Annotated in this window: 17 protein-coding genes and 1 other RNA gene; 11 read left to right on the top strand and 7 right to left on the bottom strand. The window is 31.9% G+C overall.

What is annotated here, in order from left to right; genetic code table 11:
* Positions 1-92: 92 nt before the first annotated feature.
* Entirely contained in the window at positions 93-1211 is a 1119-nt protein-coding gene (locus FOF46_RS09565; RefSeq protein ID WP_143916291.1) for a helix-turn-helix transcriptional regulator, read from the bottom strand.
* A 203-nt stretch (positions 1212-1414) separates the two neighbouring features.
* Here FOF46_RS09565 and FOF46_RS09570 point away from each other — a divergent pair, with 203 nt between their 5' ends.
* Positions 1415-1627, top strand: coding sequence for a hypothetical protein (locus FOF46_RS09570; protein ID WP_143916292.1), 213 nt, complete (start codon positions 1415-1417; stop codon positions 1625-1627).
* A 233-nt stretch (positions 1628-1860) separates the two neighbouring features.
* Here FOF46_RS09570 and FOF46_RS09575 read toward each other — a convergent pair whose 3' ends face one another.
* Positions 1861-5295, bottom strand: coding sequence for a methylmalonyl-CoA mutase family protein (locus tag FOF46_RS09575; RefSeq protein ID WP_109437236.1), 3435 nt, complete (start codon positions 5293-5295; stop codon positions 1861-1863).
* A gap of 282 nt (positions 5296-5577) precedes the next feature.
* Between FOF46_RS09575 and purU the strand changes: the two genes are divergently transcribed.
* From purU to FOF46_RS09590, 3 genes are all read left to right on the top strand, one after another.
* On the top strand, positions 5578-6432 hold the full coding sequence (gene purU / locus FOF46_RS09580; protein WP_143916293.1) for a formyltetrahydrofolate deformylase: 855 nt from the start codon (positions 5578-5580) through the stop codon (positions 6430-6432).
* 61 nt (positions 6433-6493) lie between these two features.
* Positions 6494-7204: a DUF4197 domain-containing protein gene (locus FOF46_RS09585; RefSeq protein ID WP_109437238.1), complete on the top strand. Its 711-nt coding sequence runs from the start codon at positions 6494-6496 to the stop codon at positions 7202-7204.
* A gap of 155 nt (positions 7205-7359) precedes the next feature.
* Entirely contained in the window at positions 7360-7530 is a 171-nt protein-coding gene (locus FOF46_RS09590; protein WP_109437239.1) for a Lacal_2735 family protein, read from the top strand.
* Positions 7531-7540: 10 nt separating this feature from the next.
* On the opposite strand, the gene FOF46_RS09595 is transcribed toward FOF46_RS09590, so the two are convergent.
* From FOF46_RS09595 to FOF46_RS09610, 4 genes are all read right to left on the bottom strand, one after another.
* Positions 7541-8320 (bottom strand): alpha/beta fold hydrolase, encoded by a 780-nt coding sequence (locus tag FOF46_RS09595; RefSeq protein WP_109437240.1) that lies wholly within the window; start codon positions 8318-8320, stop codon positions 7541-7543.
* A 149-nt stretch (positions 8321-8469) separates the two neighbouring features.
* The gene (locus FOF46_RS09600; protein ID WP_143916294.1) at positions 8470-9252 is read right to left on the bottom strand and encodes an ABC transporter substrate-binding protein; all 783 of its coding nucleotides are present in this window, start codon (positions 9250-9252) and stop codon (positions 8470-8472) included.
* A 311-nt stretch (positions 9253-9563) separates the two neighbouring features.
* Entirely contained in the window at positions 9564-10385 is an 822-nt protein-coding gene (pyrF, locus tag FOF46_RS09605) for an orotidine-5'-phosphate decarboxylase (RefSeq protein ID WP_143916295.1), read from the bottom strand.
* A 29-nt stretch (positions 10386-10414) separates the two neighbouring features.
* Entirely contained in the window at positions 10415-11623 is a 1209-nt protein-coding gene (locus FOF46_RS09610; protein WP_143916296.1) for an NAD(P)-dependent oxidoreductase, read from the bottom strand.
* Between the two features lie 150 nt (positions 11624-11773).
* Here FOF46_RS09610 and ssrA point away from each other — a divergent pair.
* Positions 11774-12172, top strand: a transfer-messenger RNA (tmRNA) gene (gene ssrA, locus FOF46_RS09615).
* A 306-nt stretch (positions 12173-12478) separates the two neighbouring features.
* On the opposite strand, the gene FOF46_RS09620 is transcribed toward ssrA, so the two are convergent.
* Positions 12479-13000: a DUF3124 domain-containing protein gene (locus FOF46_RS09620; protein WP_143916297.1), complete on the bottom strand. Its 522-nt coding sequence runs from the start codon at positions 12998-13000 to the stop codon at positions 12479-12481.
* Between the two features lie 124 nt (positions 13001-13124).
* Between FOF46_RS09620 and corA the strand changes: the two genes are divergently transcribed.
* The 6 genes from corA (at position 13125) to FOF46_RS09650 (ending at position 18018) form a co-directional block, all read left to right on the top strand.
* The gene (corA, locus tag FOF46_RS09625; protein ID WP_143916298.1) at positions 13125-14213 is read left to right on the top strand and encodes a magnesium/cobalt transporter CorA; all 1089 of its coding nucleotides are present in this window, start codon (positions 13125-13127) and stop codon (positions 14211-14213) included.
* A gap of 216 nt (positions 14214-14429) precedes the next feature.
* Complete coding sequence (locus FOF46_RS09630) at positions 14430-14744, top strand: lipopolysaccharide assembly protein LapA domain-containing protein (protein WP_143916299.1); 315 nt, start codon at positions 14430-14432, stop codon at positions 14742-14744.
* 18 nt (positions 14745-14762) lie between these two features.
* Positions 14763-15260 (top strand): Dps family protein, encoded by a 498-nt coding sequence (locus FOF46_RS09635; RefSeq protein WP_143916300.1) that lies wholly within the window; start codon positions 14763-14765, stop codon positions 15258-15260.
* A gap of 782 nt (positions 15261-16042) precedes the next feature.
* On the top strand, positions 16043-16456 hold the full coding sequence (locus tag FOF46_RS09640; RefSeq protein WP_143916301.1) for a hypothetical protein: 414 nt from the start codon (positions 16043-16045) through the stop codon (positions 16454-16456).
* 32 nt (positions 16457-16488) lie between these two features.
* Positions 16489-17157, top strand: coding sequence for a nitroreductase family protein (locus FOF46_RS09645; RefSeq protein ID WP_143916302.1), 669 nt, complete (start codon positions 16489-16491; stop codon positions 17155-17157).
* A gap of 42 nt (positions 17158-17199) precedes the next feature.
* Complete coding sequence (locus FOF46_RS09650; protein ID WP_244299597.1) at positions 17200-18018, top strand: formate/nitrite transporter family protein; 819 nt, start codon at positions 17200-17202, stop codon at positions 18016-18018.
* Positions 18019-18035 lie beyond the last annotated feature (17 nt).

The following is an 18035-nucleotide window of genomic DNA, read 5'->3' on the forward strand; positions in this document are numbered from 1 at the left end:
TAATAATTTTCAGAGCAAATTGCCCTAAAAATAAACACCACAAAAGGTTAAGCACTATTCAAAATTCAACTCCTAAATGCTTAACCATGCGGTTACGTATTGTCTTTTAGTGAAGTATACTTAAGAAAACTATTTGCTTTTGCAAAGGCGATTAATTGCTCTTTACCTCCCGCCCCGCTTATATTAAGCATCTTTTTGATTTGATGAATATGAGTCTGTAACCCATCAGTACTAATATGCATTTCCTGGGCAATCTCGGTATATGACTTATGATTTCCAAAATGTGCAAGATATCCTAAAACCTCTTTTTGTCGTTCAGAAAGCTCTATCTTGGAGGTAGCTTTAATAGTTTTCAGGTCATTTTTTAATCGTTTAATGGTATCCAAATGACTTTCGTTTGCTAATTTCAATTGTTCATTATCTCTTACAAGTTTGGCCTTTTGAACCTCCAGATTTTGTGTTAAACTTTGCTGTTGTTCTTTTTCGGATAGAAATTTCCAACTGTACAGCAGTATTGAGAATAACAGAATAAAAAGAAATTTAAATGAAATCGCTGTAATACTACCAAGCGTTCTCCAAAACTCCTGATCTATAAATTGCAAAACTCTATCCTGCGGAATCATTCGATGTGAAACTGCTATCACAATAAGAACAAAGAGTGCAAATGTTGGCAAATACATAAACTTCATTTGCCTACCAACAAAAGCTTTATTGAGTTCATAAAGTAATGATATTGCGACTAATATAGAGATCGGAATATCGATTAACCAGATAAAATTATTGCTTATTTCAGGATTACCATAAGAAGCCGCTATAAAAACAAAAGTGATCATCCCTAAAACACCACAAAAGAGACTTACAAATTCTCGCGCGCTAAAACGTTCTACTAATCGAACAATAATTCCTGGCTTTTTGGGATGTTCTATAGAAGGGAGTGATAGCATAATACATAATGAATTCGCCAATGAAATTAGTACTCCAAAATAGATAAGAACCTTATTCGTAGGTGACCATTGCAAGGCTACCACCATAATCAGATTAACTAAAGCTCCTAAACCCCATACAAATATGGCTAAACCAAACCACATAATCCCTTGAATAGCTTTAACATCAGCTCCTCTAAGTTTTTCTTTGCTAAATATACGTTGAATTACAACTGCCGAAATAAGACAAACAATAGCCGTTACAGTATATTCTATTGTATTAAACACAGATTATCATTTACGTCTAAAGGTATTGAAATTTTGATCATTATCAATATCTATAAGGAAGTTGAGATCAGTATTGTAATTTATACAGATTATAATTGTGTTCAAAAGAAGTCTGGCAGTTTATAAAAATCAAAAAATCCTGATATAGCTCACCCCAGCAAGTATTTAACATCTCCCTACAGTAGTTTTTAAGCTTCCCGGCAATGTATTCATATTCCCCGGCACAGGTTTTAGGCTTCCCGGTAAGATTAGTATGCTCCCCTGCACAGGTTTTAGGTTTCCCGGCAAGGTTAGTATGTCTCCCTTCTGCCGGGAAATACAACATTGGTGCAAGGAGTCTATTCTTGTATGCAAGGAAATGTTATAAAGTTCCTGGCAGGCCTAAATCATGTATGGAAGAAAAAAACAAACTCTAAGAAAGTATGATCATTATTGTGAATATAATGAAGTAATCTGTTGCTTATAAAAAGATTACTTCGTCACTATTTATATTCATCTTAATCATACTAACATTGTAAATTCTAAAACGAGTTTGAGATAGTTGATCTTTAAGATTTTACTGAAGAAATCTCCTAACTAAGATAGATCCCAAAACAAGTTTGGGATAAGCGATCTCTATGCTTTTGCCAAAGCAAAAGCGAGAGTCTGCTTACATATTACGTCGATACTGTCCTCCTACTTCGAATAAGGAAGCTGTGATTTGTCCTAACGAACATTTTTTACAGACTTCCATTAAAGCTTCAAAGATGTTTTGATTACTGATTGCTTTTTGTTGCAAATCTTTTAGCAATTCTGCTGTAACATCGGTATTTCCCTTCTGCAACTCGTTTAGCATTGTAATCTGATATTGTTTTTCTTCTTCAGTTGCACGAATTACTTCTCCTGGCGTTACTGTTGGAGATCCTTTAGAGCTTAAAAATGTATTTACTCCAATGATTGGAAACTCCCCATTGTGTTTCAATGTTTCATAATACAAACTTTCTTCTTGTATCTTACTACGCTGATACATGGTTTCCATAGCTCCTAATACTCCTCCTCGTTCTGTGATTCTATCAAACTCTGCTAGCACAGCTTCTTCTACTAAATCTGTCAGTTCTTCTATGATAAATGATCCTTGAATTGGGTTTTCGTTTTTAGCCAGCCCTAATTCTTTATTAATGATCAACTGTATTGCCATTGCTCTACGTACAGATTCTTCTGTTGGCGTAGTAATGGCCTCATCGTATGCATTTGTATGTAAAGAGTTACAATTATCATAAATTGCATACAATGCCTGAAGTGTAGTACGAATATCATTAAAATCAATCTCCTGAGCATGTAATGAACGACCAGAAGTCTGAATATGATATTTTAGCATTTGTGCTCTAGAATTAGCTCCGTATTTATGTTTTAAGGCTTTTGCCCAAATTTTACGTGCTACTCTACCAATCACGGCATATTCTGGATCAATACCATTAGAGAAAAAGAAAGATAAGTTAGGTCCAAATTTATTGATATCCATTCCGCGGCTTAGATAATACTCTACATATGTAAATCCGTTTGCCAATGTTAGTGCTAATTGAGTAATAGGATTTGCTCCTGCCTCTGCAATATGATATCCGGATATAGATACCGAATAGAAATTACGTACTTGTTCTTCTATAAAATATTCTTGCACATCTCCCATTAATCTAAGCGCAAATTCTGTAGAGAAAATACATGTGTTTTGTGCTTGATCTTCTTTAAGAATATCTGCTTGCACAGTTCCTCTAACAGTATTTAAGGTGGTCGCCTTAATTTCGTTATACACCTCTGCTGGTAAAACCTGATCTCCTGTAACCCCAAGAAGCATTAATCCAAGCCCATCATTACCTTCTGGTAATTCACCTTGATATTTTGGGCGTTCTACTCCCTTTTCCTTATAAATTTTATTGATTTTTTCGGCTACTTCTGTCTCTAGGTCATTCTCTTTAATATACTTCTCGCAATTTTGATCAATTGCTGCATTCATAAAGAATCCTAACAACATAGGTGCTGGTCCATTGATCGTCATACTTACCGAAGTCATGGCATGAGTTAAATCGAAGCCAGAGTACAATTTCTTAGCATCATCAAGACAACAAATAGAAACTCCCGCATTACCAATCTTACCATATATATCAGGTCTATGATCAGGGTCATTTCCATACAATGTTACCGAATCAAATGCAGTAGAAAGACGTTTGGCCGGCATTCCTAAACTTACATAATGGAAACGACGATTCGTTCGTTCTGGACCTCCTTCACCTGCAAACATTCGAGTCGGATCTTCTCCTGTACGTTTAAAAGGATACAGCCCTGAAGCATACGGAAACTCACCAGGAACATTTTCTTGCAAACACCATTTTAAAACATCCCCCCAAGCTTCATATTTGGGTAATGCTACTTTAGGAATCTGACTATGTGATAACGATTCTGTATGTGTTTCAATTTTTATTTCCTTATCTCTTACTTTAAATGAGTAGATAGGATCTTTATATTTTTTGACTTTGGTTCCCCAACCTGTAATAATTTCCCAATTATAAGGGTCAAGGTTAAGTTTTACTCTATCAAATTCTGCTAAAAGTAATTTTAAGAATACTTTCTTATCATCATCTTTTATATCTCTCAACCCATCATCGTCTATACCATTTTTGGATAAACCAAGAAAATGAATATCTGCAACACTACAAATTGTTTTATAAATTCCATATAATTTTTGAGCGACCTCTACTTGAGTATTTGCTGTTTTATCATATGCTCTATTGTTTTCTGCAATTTCTGATAAGTATCGGGTTCTACTTGGAGGGATCACAAATATTTTTTCAGACATTTCTTTAGAAATATGAAAATCTGATTGAAGTGCTGCACCTGTCCTCTCTACGACTTTATCCATAATAGCCTTGTAGAGTGTATTCATTCCCGGATCATTAAACTGCGAAGCAATAGTTCCGTATACAGGTAACTCATCTTGTGGAATATCCCACAACTGATGATTACGCATATATTGTTTTTTTACATCACGCAAAGCATCCAGAGAACCTCTTTTATCAAACTTATTGATAGCTACCAGATCAGCAAAATCTAACATATCTATCTTTTCTAATTGTGTTGCCGCCCCAAACTCGGGAGTCATTACATATAGAGAAGTATCACTATGTTCTAAGATTTCGGTATCTGATTGTCCTATTCCTGATGTTTCCAGAATGATGATATCAAATTCTGCAGCTTTTAATACCTCTATTGCTTCAGCCACATATTTTGATAATGCCAGATTAGATTGTCTGGTTGCCAGTGAACGCATATATACTCTCGGGGAGTTAATAGCATTCATTCGAATTCGATCTCCTAATAAAGCTCCTCCGGTTTTTCGCTTAGAAGGATCCACAGAAATCAATCCTATAGTTTTTGTCGGGAAATCAATTAAAAATCGACGAACCAATTCATCCACTAATGAGGATTTTCCTGCACCTCCTGTACCAGTAATTCCAAGTACTGGGGTTTTAGAGGTTTTATTTTTGATATGAATTTTATCTAAAGCATCTTTTGCTATTTCAGGAAAGTTTTCTGCAGCAGAAATAACTCGTGCAATTGCACCTATTTCTTTTTCTGCTAAATGATCTGCTTCTCCATTAAGGTTATCTCCTATAGGAAAATCAGAGCGTTGTACCAGATCATTAATCATTCCTTGTAACCCTAGCTCTCTTCCATCATCAGGAGAATATATACGTGTAATACCATAATCCATTAAGTCCTTAATCTCTTCTGGAAGTATTACTCCGCCACCTCCTCCAAATATTTTGATATGAGTTGCTCCTTTTTCTTTTAGCAAATCATACATATATTTAAAATACTCGTTATGACCTCCTTGATATGATGTCATCGCAATAGCATTTGCATCTTCTTGTATAGCGCAGTTTACTACTTCCTCCACACTACGATCATGACCAAGATGAATAACTTCGACTCCTGTAGATTGAATAATACGACGCATGATATTTATCGCTGCATCATGACCATCAAATAGTGAAGCTGCAGTTACTATTCTTACTTTATTCTTGGGTGTATACGGTGCTATTTGTTCCATTGACAATAAAAAGTGATTTTTACGCCGCTAATTTACGAAATATGCAGCGAAAAGGATTATTTTTTTAGAATTATATAATTTTTTTAACCTGTCTGGTATTTACATTATTCATAGTTCAAATTTAGCACTAATTATAGTTGTTTTTTTAAAAAATATGCACTGATAACAGCAATCTATTTCTAATTGATTAAAAACAAAGTAAAACCGTCAACCTTTGGATAAAATGTTTGTAGAAATAGCCTCAATAATAGTAAGTTTATCATCAGAAAAAAACCAAACTTCATGAAAGAAACCACTTTATTGATCAACTGCCCCGACAAAAAAGGAATCATCGCTACTGTAACCAATTTCATTCTGTCAAAAAAGGGGAACACGATATATATAGAGCAACATGTCGATCGTGAGTTAAAGGAGTTTTTTATGCGGCTGGAATGTGAGTTTGATCAAGACGAAGAAAAATTAGCTTTATTTAAAGAATTATTTAATACTCATGTTGCAAAAAACTATAATATGCATTGGGAAATGTATAATACAGAAAAAAAGCCTAAAATGGCTCTTTTTGTTTCTAAATACGATCATTGCCTTTATGATATTTTAGGAAGGCATGCTTCGGGTGAGTTAAAAGTAAAGATTCCCATTATTATAAGTAATCATAATGATCTTGCTCCTATAGCAAAAGCTTTTAATATTCCTTTTAAACATATTCCGGTTACTAAAGCTACCAAAGAAGAAGCAGAAGCACAACAGTTAGAAATTCTTAGAGAGCATAAAATTGACTTTATAGTTCTTGCCAGATATATGCAGATTCTCTCTGCTAATTTTGTGGATCGGTTTACTCATAAGATCATAAACATACATCATTCTTTCTTACCTGCATTCCCGGGGGCTAAACCTTATCATTCGGCTTATGAAAGAGGTGTAAAGATTATTGGTGCTACCAGTCACTATGTGACTTCAGATCTTGATGAAGGTCCAATTATCGAACAAGAGATCGTTCGTGTATCACATATTCATAACGTACAGGATTTTATTCTAAAAGGTCGCGATCTCGAAAAAATTGTATTATCACGAGCGATTAAACATCATATTGAAAGAAAGGTTTTAGTTTATAATAACAAAACCGTTATTTTTTCATAGTTATTATTTAAATTAGTCCCATCTAGTACAACACTATGTTAACCCCATAACTCGATCATCTATGAAAAAGTCTATTGCTTTACTGTGTATCTTTATATTATCAAGCTGTGCAGAACTACAGCAAGTTGTAAATAGCCTTCCCCAAACCACTGGAGGTTTTGGAATAAGTAATATCGATATTGCCAATGGACTGAGAGAAGCTTTGGATAACGGAATCGACAAACAAGTTGCTAAACTTACATTAAAAGATGGTTTTTACAGAAATCAACTGGTAAAGATCTTACTTCCCCAAGAATTACGAAAGGTAGACAAAACATTAAGAGATGTTGGATTAAGTAAACTTGCTGATGAAGGGCTAAAAGTACTCAACCGAGCCGCAGAAGACGCTGTAAAAGAAGCTACACCTATATTTGTAAATGCAGTAAAACAAATTACATTTACAGATGCAAAACAAATTCTTCTTGGGAATGACAATGCTGCAACTTCATATCTAAAAAATAGAACTCGAAGTCAACTTTACCAAAAGTTCAACCCGGTAATTAACAAATCATTCTCTAAAGTAGGTGCTGATAAAATCTGGTCCAGTATTATCCAAAAATACAATGCGATACCATTAACAAATAATGTTAATCCTGATTTAACAGATTATGTTACAAACGAAGCTCTTAAAGGAGTGTATACTATGATCGCTGTCGAAGAAAAAGATATTAGAACCAAGCTTAGTTCCAGAACAACAGATTTATTGAAAAAAGTATTTGCTTTACAGGACTAATACCTGTCCCAAATTATAAAAATATTCAAAGATTAAACAAGAGTTAAAGTACACTTATCTAGATTTATCACAACTTTAGATAATGTTAACTCATAATTAAGAATGATGTTTTTTATTAACCGGTACTTTTGTAGCAAATATTAAGAGAACAAAAAATGTTTGCCTGGTTTAGAAATAAAAATGAATTACAAAAATTACAAAGTAATTATTGTAAACTAATGAAGAGTTCATATAAATTGGCACTCAAAGATAAATCCAAGAGTGATGAATTACATGAAAAAGCGGATAGAATTATGGCACAAATAAAACAAATTGAAGGGCAATAGCAGAGGTTGTTTAAAACTGACCAATAAACGCTATGGATTCTTTATTAAATACTTCTGGTTGTTCTACATTTACTACATGACCCGAATTTTTAATTACCAGTAATTCTGAAAATTTATGAACTGATACTACTTTTTTTATAGTAGGCAAGAAAAGATGATCTTCTTCTCCCATCATATAGAGTGTTCGAATATTAATGTCTTTGGCTCTAAAGAAGCGTAATAATGGATTAATCTCAGAAGTTAACCTAAACCAACGAATAAATTCTTTTTGATATAATTTTTTTGCTTCATTAGCAAACAATAACCTGGATTGTTTATGATTCTTTTTAGGCATGATGATAAAAGCAAATAACTTATATAACATCATGTATGGAACTACAGATTTGAATACAACTCCTAATCGCATCAAAACCTGAGACCTGAAATTTAATTTCATAATTGCTCCACCCATAATCATACTGGATACAAGATCAGGATATTTTTCTGCTAAATTTCTTATCAATATTGTTCCTAAGGAGATACCAACAAAATGGGATTTCTCAATTTTTTCTTTCTCAATAACCTCTACAATATCTTCTGTTATCGAATCAAAAGTATATTTAGAATTAAAAGCATCTTTAAGAACCGGTTTAGAATTACCATGTCCTCTAAGATCTAATAATAATATATTGAAATGTTTTCTAAATTCTCGTACTTGCTTAAACCAAATAGAAGAACTACCTCCTGCTCCATGAACAAAAGTTACCCATACCTTACTTTTAGGATGTTTGTATACTGAATAATTAAGCAATAAGTATATTTTTTAAAAGCATCAAAAGTATGAACTTATTTTATATAATAGGTGTACATATCCAAAATAAAGCATCAAATCTTACTTAATCTTAACAATCTATACAGAAATGTTCACCTCTTTGACTCTAATTTATCTGAAAAAACAGGTTAATGAAGCGTCTTGAAATATGAAAATGCATCTGCCAAACGAGAACCATACCATGAAAAATATTCTCCGTCTACAAGAATAACTTTAGCATCAGGAGAAATGGCTTTTATCTCTTTTATATGTTTTTTTGAAAAAGGAAAAGGTTCTGATGATAATAAAATCATATCTAAATCTTTAATTTTGCTTAGCTTTTCTTCAGAAATTTCGGGATAACGATCTTCATCGCCAAAAACATTAATAAAACCATTAACACTAAGCATATAATTGACAAATGTAGTATTACCTACAGCCATCCAGGGTTTTCTCCATATAAAATACGCTACGCGTTTTTGGGGTTTATTTTTTATAAAATCGTCAAAAGATACTTTCTGGATATTTATACTAGAGGTAAGTTGATCAGCTTCTGTTTTTTTATCAAAAATCTCTCCATAGTGTCTAATCATTTCTAAAGCCTCTGACACAGAATAAATATCTGAAACATGAACAGGATATTCGTCTTCTAATGCCTCTACAATTTCTTTTGTATTTTCTTCTTTATTGCATAGGATAATATCTGGGTTCAATTTTTTAATTTTTTCAAAATTAACCTTTTTGGTACCTCCAACAATGGTCTTCTGATTTCTTATGGATACAGGGTGCACACAAAATTTTGTTACTCCGACAATATTATCTAATAATCCCAAAGAAACTAACAGTTCTGTTTGAGAAGGAACCAAAGAAATTATTCTCTTTGGAGTATCCAAGAGTTCTATTTTTCTCCCCAGTTGATCTATATAAATCATATCCAAATATTCTTAAACGTAATATAAACAAATCATAAAAAAAGATTAAATACTTAATTACTAGATAATTAAAATAGGTTTTTAGTTCCAAATTCCCTATCTTAGAGAAGATTAATAATTAAAATTTTGGGGCTATGAATTCAATATTACCAAACATTATCTTTTATGGTATAATGCCATTTTTCATTGTTTTTATTGCATATGGATTATTTGGATATGCCAAACAAGTGTTTAACGCAAATAGACGTTAGTTCTATACATTGAAAAAGGAACAAGAATTTTCATATTCATATCCATCTTGTTCCTTTTTTTTATTTTGCGGTATTTAGAATTTCTTGCATCTGTTTTTGTAGTTCACTTGCTTTATTTGCTGCAGCTTTATCATAATCCATTCCATCTGAAGCATAAATAATTCCTCTAGATGAATTCACTAATAATCCTACCTGATTATTTAATCCATGTTTACAAACTTCTTGCAAATTTCCTCCTTGCGCTCCCACTCCTGGAACTAATAAAAAGCTTTCAGGAATAATTTTTCTTATGTCAGACAAATATTCTGCCTTGGTAGCACCTACTACATACATTAAATTTTCAGAATTCTCATAGGATTTAGAAACTTCCAGAACTTGTTTATACAGTTCTTTCCCCTCAACATCTTTTGTCTGAAAATCAAAAGCTCCCTGATTAGAGGTTAATGCCAAAAGTATAGTATGTTTATTCTCAAAAGCCAGAAACGGCTCCACAGAATCCTTACCCATATAAGGAGCAATAGTTATAGAATCAAACTCTAAGTCCTCAAAGAAAGCTTTAGCATACATCGTACTTGTGTTTCCAATATCGCCTCGTTTGGCGTCTGCTATTGTAAAAACTTCTGGATAATTTTCATTTAGATAAGTAATGGTTTTTTCTAGAGATTCCCACCCCTTGATACCATAAGCTTCATAAAAAGCTATATTAGGTTTATAGGCCACGGCAAGGTGATGAGTAGCATCTATAATTGCTTTATTAAACTCAAAAATAGGGTCTTCTTTTTCTAATATATGCTTCGGAATTTTATTTAGATCCACGTCCAAACCAATACATAAAAACGATTTCTTCTTATGTATTTGCGCTACAAGTTCCTGAGTTGTCATATCTCTGTATTAAATCAATTTATTTATTATTACTCTTTACCCTCTACATAGTCCTGAAGATAACTATATCTTTTGGTCAATCTCCCTCCTTGAGTCATTCTTGCTCTTTCCAGAATCCCATCTTTATCCTCATTAAAAAATGCAGGGATTACCGAGGTCAAAAACATTTCCCCAAATCCTTCACTAGCATCCTTAGGCAATTCACAAGGTAAATTATCAACTGCCATTACCGTTATTGCTTTTGGATCTTTATAATCAATTTCTGTTTCTGTTTCTGGATTGTATCCATAAATAGGATCTGCTATTGTAGAGGATCTAATTGTACTTGCTACGGGGCCATCTATATCACAGGATATATCTGCCACTAATTTGATATTAAAATCTCTGGATTTTGCATCATCTCTAGTAAAAATAAAAGGAGCTCCATCACCATAAAAATGACCTGCTATATACATATCACTTACTTTTGCAAATCGCATAAAATCTCCTTCATATTCTCCTGGGTTTTTATAAAAATCATTCTTATCCAAAATTTTTCCATCTTTTCGTTTACTATAATCTAAAACATCAATCTGTACATATACTGGTTCATCAAATGTTGTATCAAGGTATTCTTCTACTGTAACCTGTCTGATGTTCATTGCCTCCAAAATCTCTTTAGCTCCTCCTCCTACTTTACCATTCCCTGTAAGTACTATTTTTATGTTTGGAAGCTTAATTTTGGATAATTCTAATTCTAATGCTTTTTGATCACTCAAGGTTTCTGCTTTAGGAAGAGTAAACGTATTATATTTAAGTCCCCAAGCTCTAAATCCATTATATGCACCAACAATTCCTGCATATTTCCCAAAACCGATCAATCTAAATCCATTTTGACCAACGATTACTTCATGATCATACAGTTCAATATTTTTTTTAAGAATAGCATTAAGAAGATCCCTATTATAAGGTTGTTTTTTGATCGTATGCGAAAAGAAAAAATACTTTTTATTAGGGATCAAGGCAGAAATTGGTACTTCTTTGACTCCTAGCAACACGTCACAATCAGAAAGATCTTCAGAAACCGTAAAACCAGCCTCTGTATATGCTTCATCTTTAAAAATTCTGACATCAGAATGTTCTACATTAAAAGAAGCTTTGGGAAACTTACTCACTACTGATCTTAAGCCATTTGGAGAGAAAACTACACGACGATCTGGCGGATTTTTTCGTTCTTTGATAATACCGAACTTGGTCATATGTAATTGGTATGTTTTTTGTGATTTAAAATTGCGGCTAAAGATATGACAATTATACGTATCTTTGCCGACCTTTGATTTTTTAATCAAATTATAAACAGTAGACAGATATTGTTTATATATGATGATCAAATTAAAGCAAATGCTATTGGGGTCGACTGGTTTTGACAGCGAGACTAATAGGATAGTAAGCATGCCGAGCTATGAAGTTAATGCTCGTAAATATCTATTTCACTTTTTTAAACGGCGAGAATAACTACGCCCTAGCTGCATAATCTGAATTTTAGTAGGATAGTGCCTCGGTTCACAAGGTGAACAAGCAGGATACCTCTCAAGAGCCTTGGTTTACGGCGATTGATTATGGGGTATCGTAAAAGTAAACCTAGAAATTATAGGATCTTGATATAATTTCGAAATTTAATTGAGAATAAGCGATAAGTTGGCGGTTTTTGGTCTTTCCTATCGACGAAAATTAAACAAAAACTAAGCATGTAGAAAGCTGTTGTATTACTTGTTTGGACGAGGGTTCGAATCCCTCCGACTCCACTAAGAATTGATCAAATTCCTTCAAAAGCCTATAAATACTATGTTTATGGGCTTTTTAATTTTCTTTTAGTATCAAATGAAATCATCTACTACCAAATAAATTCTTCATATAGGTTAAAAGTCATCCAGGATTAGACTTTAATTTATGTATGTTTATGTGTAATTTTTCTAGAATAATTATTTTTTCAAATAAAATCTAGCAGCCATTTAACATATCCCAAATATTAAACGTACCCTTAGGAATTACTTATAATTTGGGACTGCAAATTTTGCTAGCCCTATTTACTATATTTTGCTTTAATCAAACTTCTATTCTGAAATCACAACCCCATCTGTAGTAAAGGCAAAACCTTGCTGACCAGAAATACCGACCATAACTCCTTGAAAAATTGGCTTAATAGTTTTATTAGCCCCCCAGGTAATTAAAAAATTGGCCCCACTTCCACCCAAAGTGTCCTTCTCTTCGATCACATATTCAATAGATTCTAGTGGTTTAAGATAAATAGGTTTCTTTATATAACTTCTCACAAAATCTCCTTGAGTATTATAATAATCTGCATTTTTTATAAATAATGAATCTTCTGGACTGGTATTTCTAATACTCAATGTAGCTGTAAGCAGAAATCGATAATCTTTGTTCTTATTATAAATGTCAGAATAAATCGGCACATACATTTGCTGTTTTATCGGGTAACTAAAGTTTTCATTATCCTCAATTATGTTTTCTTTAAGTATTCCTTGTTCTAATTGTTTGTTAGGGTTTTGTTTAATACAACCCGATAGAACAAGAAAAAAAACTGATACAGCACAAAAGCTTTTACATATATCCATGAAACATTAAAATTACCATTAATTTAGATTGAAATTACATTTTTTTTAGAATGTAATTAGGTATTGTTACTGAAATTTTACAAAAAAATTCTTTTTAATACATTTACAGAACAAGCACTACACTATGAAGAAAAACAAACCTATTCATAAAAAAAGTAAAAAACCAAAATCCTCTCAAAGTTTAGGAAAAGCACCAGGAACTGTAGTTTATATAGGCGAAAAGGAGCATCTTAACACTAAAATAGAAATTCAGGATTATACCAGAGACACCCACAATATTACTGAAACAGACAATGTCAAAGATGCATTTATCTTTAAAGGGAATGATCATATTACCTGGATCAATATAAATGGCCTCAATCATACCCAAGAAATTATCAGTATTGGTGAATTTTATGGATTACATCCTTTAATTCTTGAAGATATAGTAAATACTGATCAACGTCCAAAGATAGATGAATACGAAAATTACATATTTCTGGTGCTAAAAATGATGTATTTCAATAAAGAAAAAGAATTTATTGTAGAGCATATTTCTATCGTTTTAGGGAAAGATCACGTCATTACTTTTCAAGAATCTGACGAAGACATTTTTGATCCTGTAAGAATTCGAATAACCAATGCGCAAAGTAGAATTCGTAACTCTGGAGCTGGATATCTTGCCTATTCTTTGCTTGATGCTATTTTTGATAATTATTTTGTAGTTATCGATGACCTTGGTGATAAAGTAGAACAATTAGAAGAAGAGTTATTTAATGAAAAGGAAGGGGATAATATCACACAGGAAATACAATCGCTTAAACGCGAAATCTTACGTATTCGAAGAAGTATTTTACCACTTAGAGAAGTTATCGGTAGGATTGTTAAATCTGACACTGCTCTTATTCTAGAAAAAAATAAAGACTATTACAGAGATTTATATGATCACATCATTCATATACAAGAGAATATTGATGTTTATCGAGAAATGATATGGGGACTCATGGACATGTACATGACCACTATCAGTAATAAAATGAACGGTATTATGAAAGTTCTAACCATTATCGCAACGATATTCATTCCTTTAACTTTTATTGCGGGCATATATGGAATGAACTTTGAAAATATGCCTGAACTTAAATACCAATATGGGTATCATACCCTAGTTTGTATTATGATTCTAATTTTTATTGCATTATTGATTTTTTTTAGAAAAAAGAAATGGTTATAACATCATATAATATTACCTAATTATCACTTGTAGGACATCTATCTATTTATCAACTCATAGTAGTATATTCTATTTGAGACAACATTTGGATCAAATGCGTCAATGTAACATATTAAATTTCATTTACTTAGTGGTATATATAAATTACCTAGATTATTTAACTATAACTAATATTCAACTGATTGGTAAACATAGTTTAGGTTCAAAACAATAGAAATGAAAAAACTAGGTACGCTTACTATAACAGCAATATTATTAATAAGCATTACCGTTTTCACATTACAAAATTCTCAGATAGTTGTTATTAAACTACTCTTCTGGGAAGCAGAAGCTTCTCTATCAATGATTCTATTTACTGTATTCTCTACAGCTATATTGATTACGGTTATAGCAATTATACCAACAATATACCACTTAAAAAAACTTAGAGATCAATCTCAAAAAAAAGTAAAATCATTGGTAAAAGAAAGTGAAAAATTATCAGAACCTGAAGCAAAAAATATTATGGCCGAAGGACAAGTTGAAAAATAATATAAAAATAAAATGATTATGACAGAGACAATCAAAAAACAAAAATCTTTTAAAAAACTAGGATTTAGCTATTTAGAAACTGCAGAAATTGTTGTTTCTCTCAATAAGTTATTGGCTAACTACACCGTTCACTATCATAAACTAAGAACATTTCACTGGAATGTTGACGGAAGAGATTTCTTTGAGCTTCACGAACAGTTTGAAATTGAACATAATGCAGTTAAAGAGCAAACCGATACTATTGCAGAAAGAATTAGAGTCTTTGGATTAAAGCCTCGATATACTTTACAACAACATCTCAATATAGCTAATTTAAAAGAACAAGAGAAAGATTTAGCTCCGATCGAAATGGTACAAGAAACACTTAATGACTTTAGAATCATACATGACTCTTTGCTAGATGTTTTAGACGCATCTTTACAATCAGGAGATACAGTAACTGAAGAAATTATTACTCAGTTTATGAGAAGATTAGAAAAAAGACATTGGATGTTCACTGCCTGGGCTAAGGTTTAAAAATAAACTCAATTGAAATTAACTTTTGAAAAACAATAGCGGAAGCTCTTTAAGAATAGTAACAACAACATCTGTTTTTGTTTTTATAATGACATTACTAATATTTTTTATATGAAGTAAAATTGAAATAACTAACATTAAAATTATTTAATTGCGGAAACTTATTATAGATTTTTCAAAATTAATTTAATCAATGACTAAAATAAAAATCAAATTCAAAAAAAAAATAATAAAATCTTTATTAATAATGATTATAGGTTCTACTATTCTATATGGATTAGCTATATTGTTTGCTATGAGCCATTAACAACCTTCAATAAAAAACTATGAAATCAAAACACACAATACAAAGACCAGGTCTACGGAAAAAATTTTTTGGTAGTAAAGCATATTTAAGAGGTGTGCAAAAAAGAATAAAAAAAAATACTAAACCTAAAAAAGCATTTTCTTTCTAATTTTTCTTTCGAGTTTTAAAACTCAAAACAAAACCTTATTATGAATAGGGATTAAAACAATAACTTCATATAAATATTAGAATAACAAACAGTTCTAATTAAGGAAATTCATAACCCTAATTTATTATCAATGGATTAATTTTTAGAAATTTAAAAAACACCTCTTTAATCTTCCTTAAAAACTGAATATACATTTTTGTTAGCCTTCAAAACATAATTCTCTTAACCAAATTCAAATTCCATATGAGTTAATCAATCTTCTATTATAGCACCTTTTTGATCTATACCTATAGTATCTTTCAATTAAGAAAATAAAATTCGAGAAAGATGAAGAAGCAACAAGCAGATAAGATTATTTTACTCAGTATTTCAATTATTCTTGCATTTATATATTCTGCATATACAACACAATTATCTAAATCCGATTTAGTTGGCTGTTGGATTGAATCATTTGAAGAAAAAAATGTGCGAGAAACTTCAGCCATAATTTACAAATCCTGTAAAGAAAACTCTTTAACTCCAAAAAGAAGATTTCGCTTTAAAATGGAATTAAAGAAGAATCAATCATGTAATTATCTTTCCTTAGTTACCAATGATGCTCATAGGATGCTACCGGGAACCTGGCAATATGATTCTAAAACTAGTACTCTGACAATAAAAAATTCAGATAATGAGATATTTAAGTCATTTAAGATTGTTGAGGCTAAACAAAATGAACTTAGTTTAAGACTTATAAAGTAATACAAATTGTGTAAAACAAAAAAGACTTACATATGAAAAATACAATTGCTAAAGAAAATGATACCAAATTTGAAATATTACCCATTCTAAAAGAAAGATATTCACCCAGAACATTTTCTAAAACTCCTTTATCAGAAGTTGAGTTGAGATCACTTTTTGAAGCCGGAAGATGGGCTTCTAGTTCATATAACCAGCAACCTTGGAGAATTATCTGGGGTATAAAAGGGAACAAGACCTATGATAGAATATTTAGTTGTTTAAGTGAATTTAATCAGTCCTGGGCGAGTAACGCACCAGTTTTATTATTAAATGGTTTTAAGAAAACAACCGATAAAGGGGAAGAGAATTTCCTCGCATTACACGACTTAGGACTATTTATGGGAAATGTTAGTGCCCAGGCTCAGCATCTCGGTATCGCACTACATCAAATGGCAGGAGTCAATTTTGAAAAGGCAAAAAAAGAGTTCAATTTTCCTAAAGATTATCATGTAGCTACAGCAGTAGCTATAGGTCATTATGGAGGTAATATAGAGGACTTGCCTAAAGATTTAAGAGATCAAGAAGACCCTATAAACAGAACAAGAATGATGCAACAGGAATTTACTTTTAATGGAGATTATTTTAATGAACCCGAGTTAGACTCTTCCGAAAGAGGGTTAAACTCATCTAAAGAACAAATTATGAAAAAGATTAATAATTGAGATTAAGCATTTGGCTGAAATAATTTGATAAAAGATCCAGAATTGAAAATTGATAAAAACATAAAAGGTGAAATTTTAGAAAATTCACCTATGTCGCATTCTGAAATATTGCGGGAACAAGTATCGGAAGCATTGGTTATTTACAACAAAACAAATTCAAGTATTCTATTGAGTTCGTTCTCTGCTGGGTTAGAAATCGGATTTAGTTTTCTACTCATCTGTGTAATGACCGCTTTTTTTATTGATGAAACGAATAGTGCGGTAGTATGGAAGATAAATGCATTAGTGTATCCAGTTGGATTTATTCTCGTTGTTTTAGGTAAATCTATGTTATTTACTGAGCAAACATCTTTACTTACACTACCCGTACTGAATAAAAAATCAAAAATAATAGATCTTTTCAGGCTATGGGGATTAGTACTTACAGGAAATATTTTTGGAGGAATATTAATAAGCATCGTCGCCATTTGGATTGGTCCCAAATTAGGGATTTTTGATATAAAAATTGTTGAAAAAGTTTCAGAACACGTGCTACATAGTGATCTTACTGTGATATTCGTAAGTGCGATATTAGCAGGATGGTTAATGGGTTTGCTATCCTGGTTACTTACTTCCTCAGATAGCACGATTAGTAGAATTTTAGTAATTTATATCATTACAGCAGTAATCGGCGCTATGGGATTGCACCATAGTATTGTAGGAAATATTGAGGTTTTTTCAGGACTAATCGTATCAAAAAATATCACATTAATAGATTACCTTTCCTTTCAAGGAATTGCGATTATCGGAAATGCTATAGGTGGAGTTGTATTTGTAGCTTTATTAAAATACAAAGCTTTTGCCTACAACGGTAATAACTAATAAAACAGAAATTATAA

It is taken from the genome of Aquimarina algiphila, from assembly GCF_007489275.1.
Classification (GTDB): Bacteria; Bacteroidota; Bacteroidia; order Flavobacteriales; family Flavobacteriaceae; genus Aquimarina; species Aquimarina algiphila.

What these genes read in the sequence shown, in the direction of transcription:
- FOF46_RS09640 (WP_143916301.1), top strand. Translation starts at nt 16,043, where the DNA reads ATGAAGAAGCAACAAGCAGATAAGATTATTTTACTCAGTATTTCAATT.
- pyrF (WP_143916295.1), bottom strand. Translation starts at nt 10,385, where the DNA reads ATGACAACTCAGGAACTTGTAGCGCAAATACATAAGAAGAAATCGTTT.
- FOF46_RS09575 (WP_109437236.1), bottom strand. Translation starts at nt 5,295, where the DNA reads ATGGAACAAATAGCACCGTATACACCCAAGAATAAAGTAAGAATAGTA.
- purU (WP_143916293.1), top strand. Translation starts at nt 5,578, where the DNA reads ATGAAAGAAACCACTTTATTGATCAACTGCCCCGACAAAAAAGGAATC.
- corA (WP_143916298.1), top strand. Translation starts at nt 13,125, where the DNA reads ATGAAGAAAAACAAACCTATTCATAAAAAAAGTAAAAAACCAAAATCC.
- FOF46_RS09610 (WP_143916296.1), bottom strand. Translation starts at nt 11,623, where the DNA reads ATGACCAAGTTCGGTATTATCAAAGAACGAAAAAATCCGCCAGATCGT.
- FOF46_RS09645 (WP_143916302.1), top strand. Translation starts at nt 16,489, where the DNA reads ATGAAAAATACAATTGCTAAAGAAAATGATACCAAATTTGAAATATTA.
- FOF46_RS09630 (WP_143916299.1), top strand. Translation starts at nt 14,430, where the DNA reads ATGAAAAAACTAGGTACGCTTACTATAACAGCAATATTATTAATAAGC.
- FOF46_RS09600 (WP_143916294.1), bottom strand. Translation starts at nt 9,252, where the DNA reads ATGATTTATATAGATCAACTGGGGAGAAAAATAGAACTCTTGGATACT.
- FOF46_RS09635 (WP_143916300.1), top strand. Translation starts at nt 14,763, where the DNA reads ATGACAGAGACAATCAAAAAACAAAAATCTTTTAAAAAACTAGGATTT.
- FOF46_RS09585 (WP_109437238.1), top strand. Translation starts at nt 6,494, where the DNA reads ATGAAAAAGTCTATTGCTTTACTGTGTATCTTTATATTATCAAGCTGT.
- FOF46_RS09620 (WP_143916297.1), bottom strand. Translation starts at nt 13,000, where the DNA reads ATGGATATATGTAAAAGCTTTTGTGCTGTATCAGTTTTTTTTCTTGTT.
- FOF46_RS09570 (WP_143916292.1), top strand. Translation starts at nt 1,415, where the DNA reads ATGTATTCATATTCCCCGGCACAGGTTTTAGGCTTCCCGGTAAGATTA.
- FOF46_RS09590 (WP_109437239.1), top strand. Translation starts at nt 7,360, where the DNA reads ATGTTTGCCTGGTTTAGAAATAAAAATGAATTACAAAAATTACAAAGT.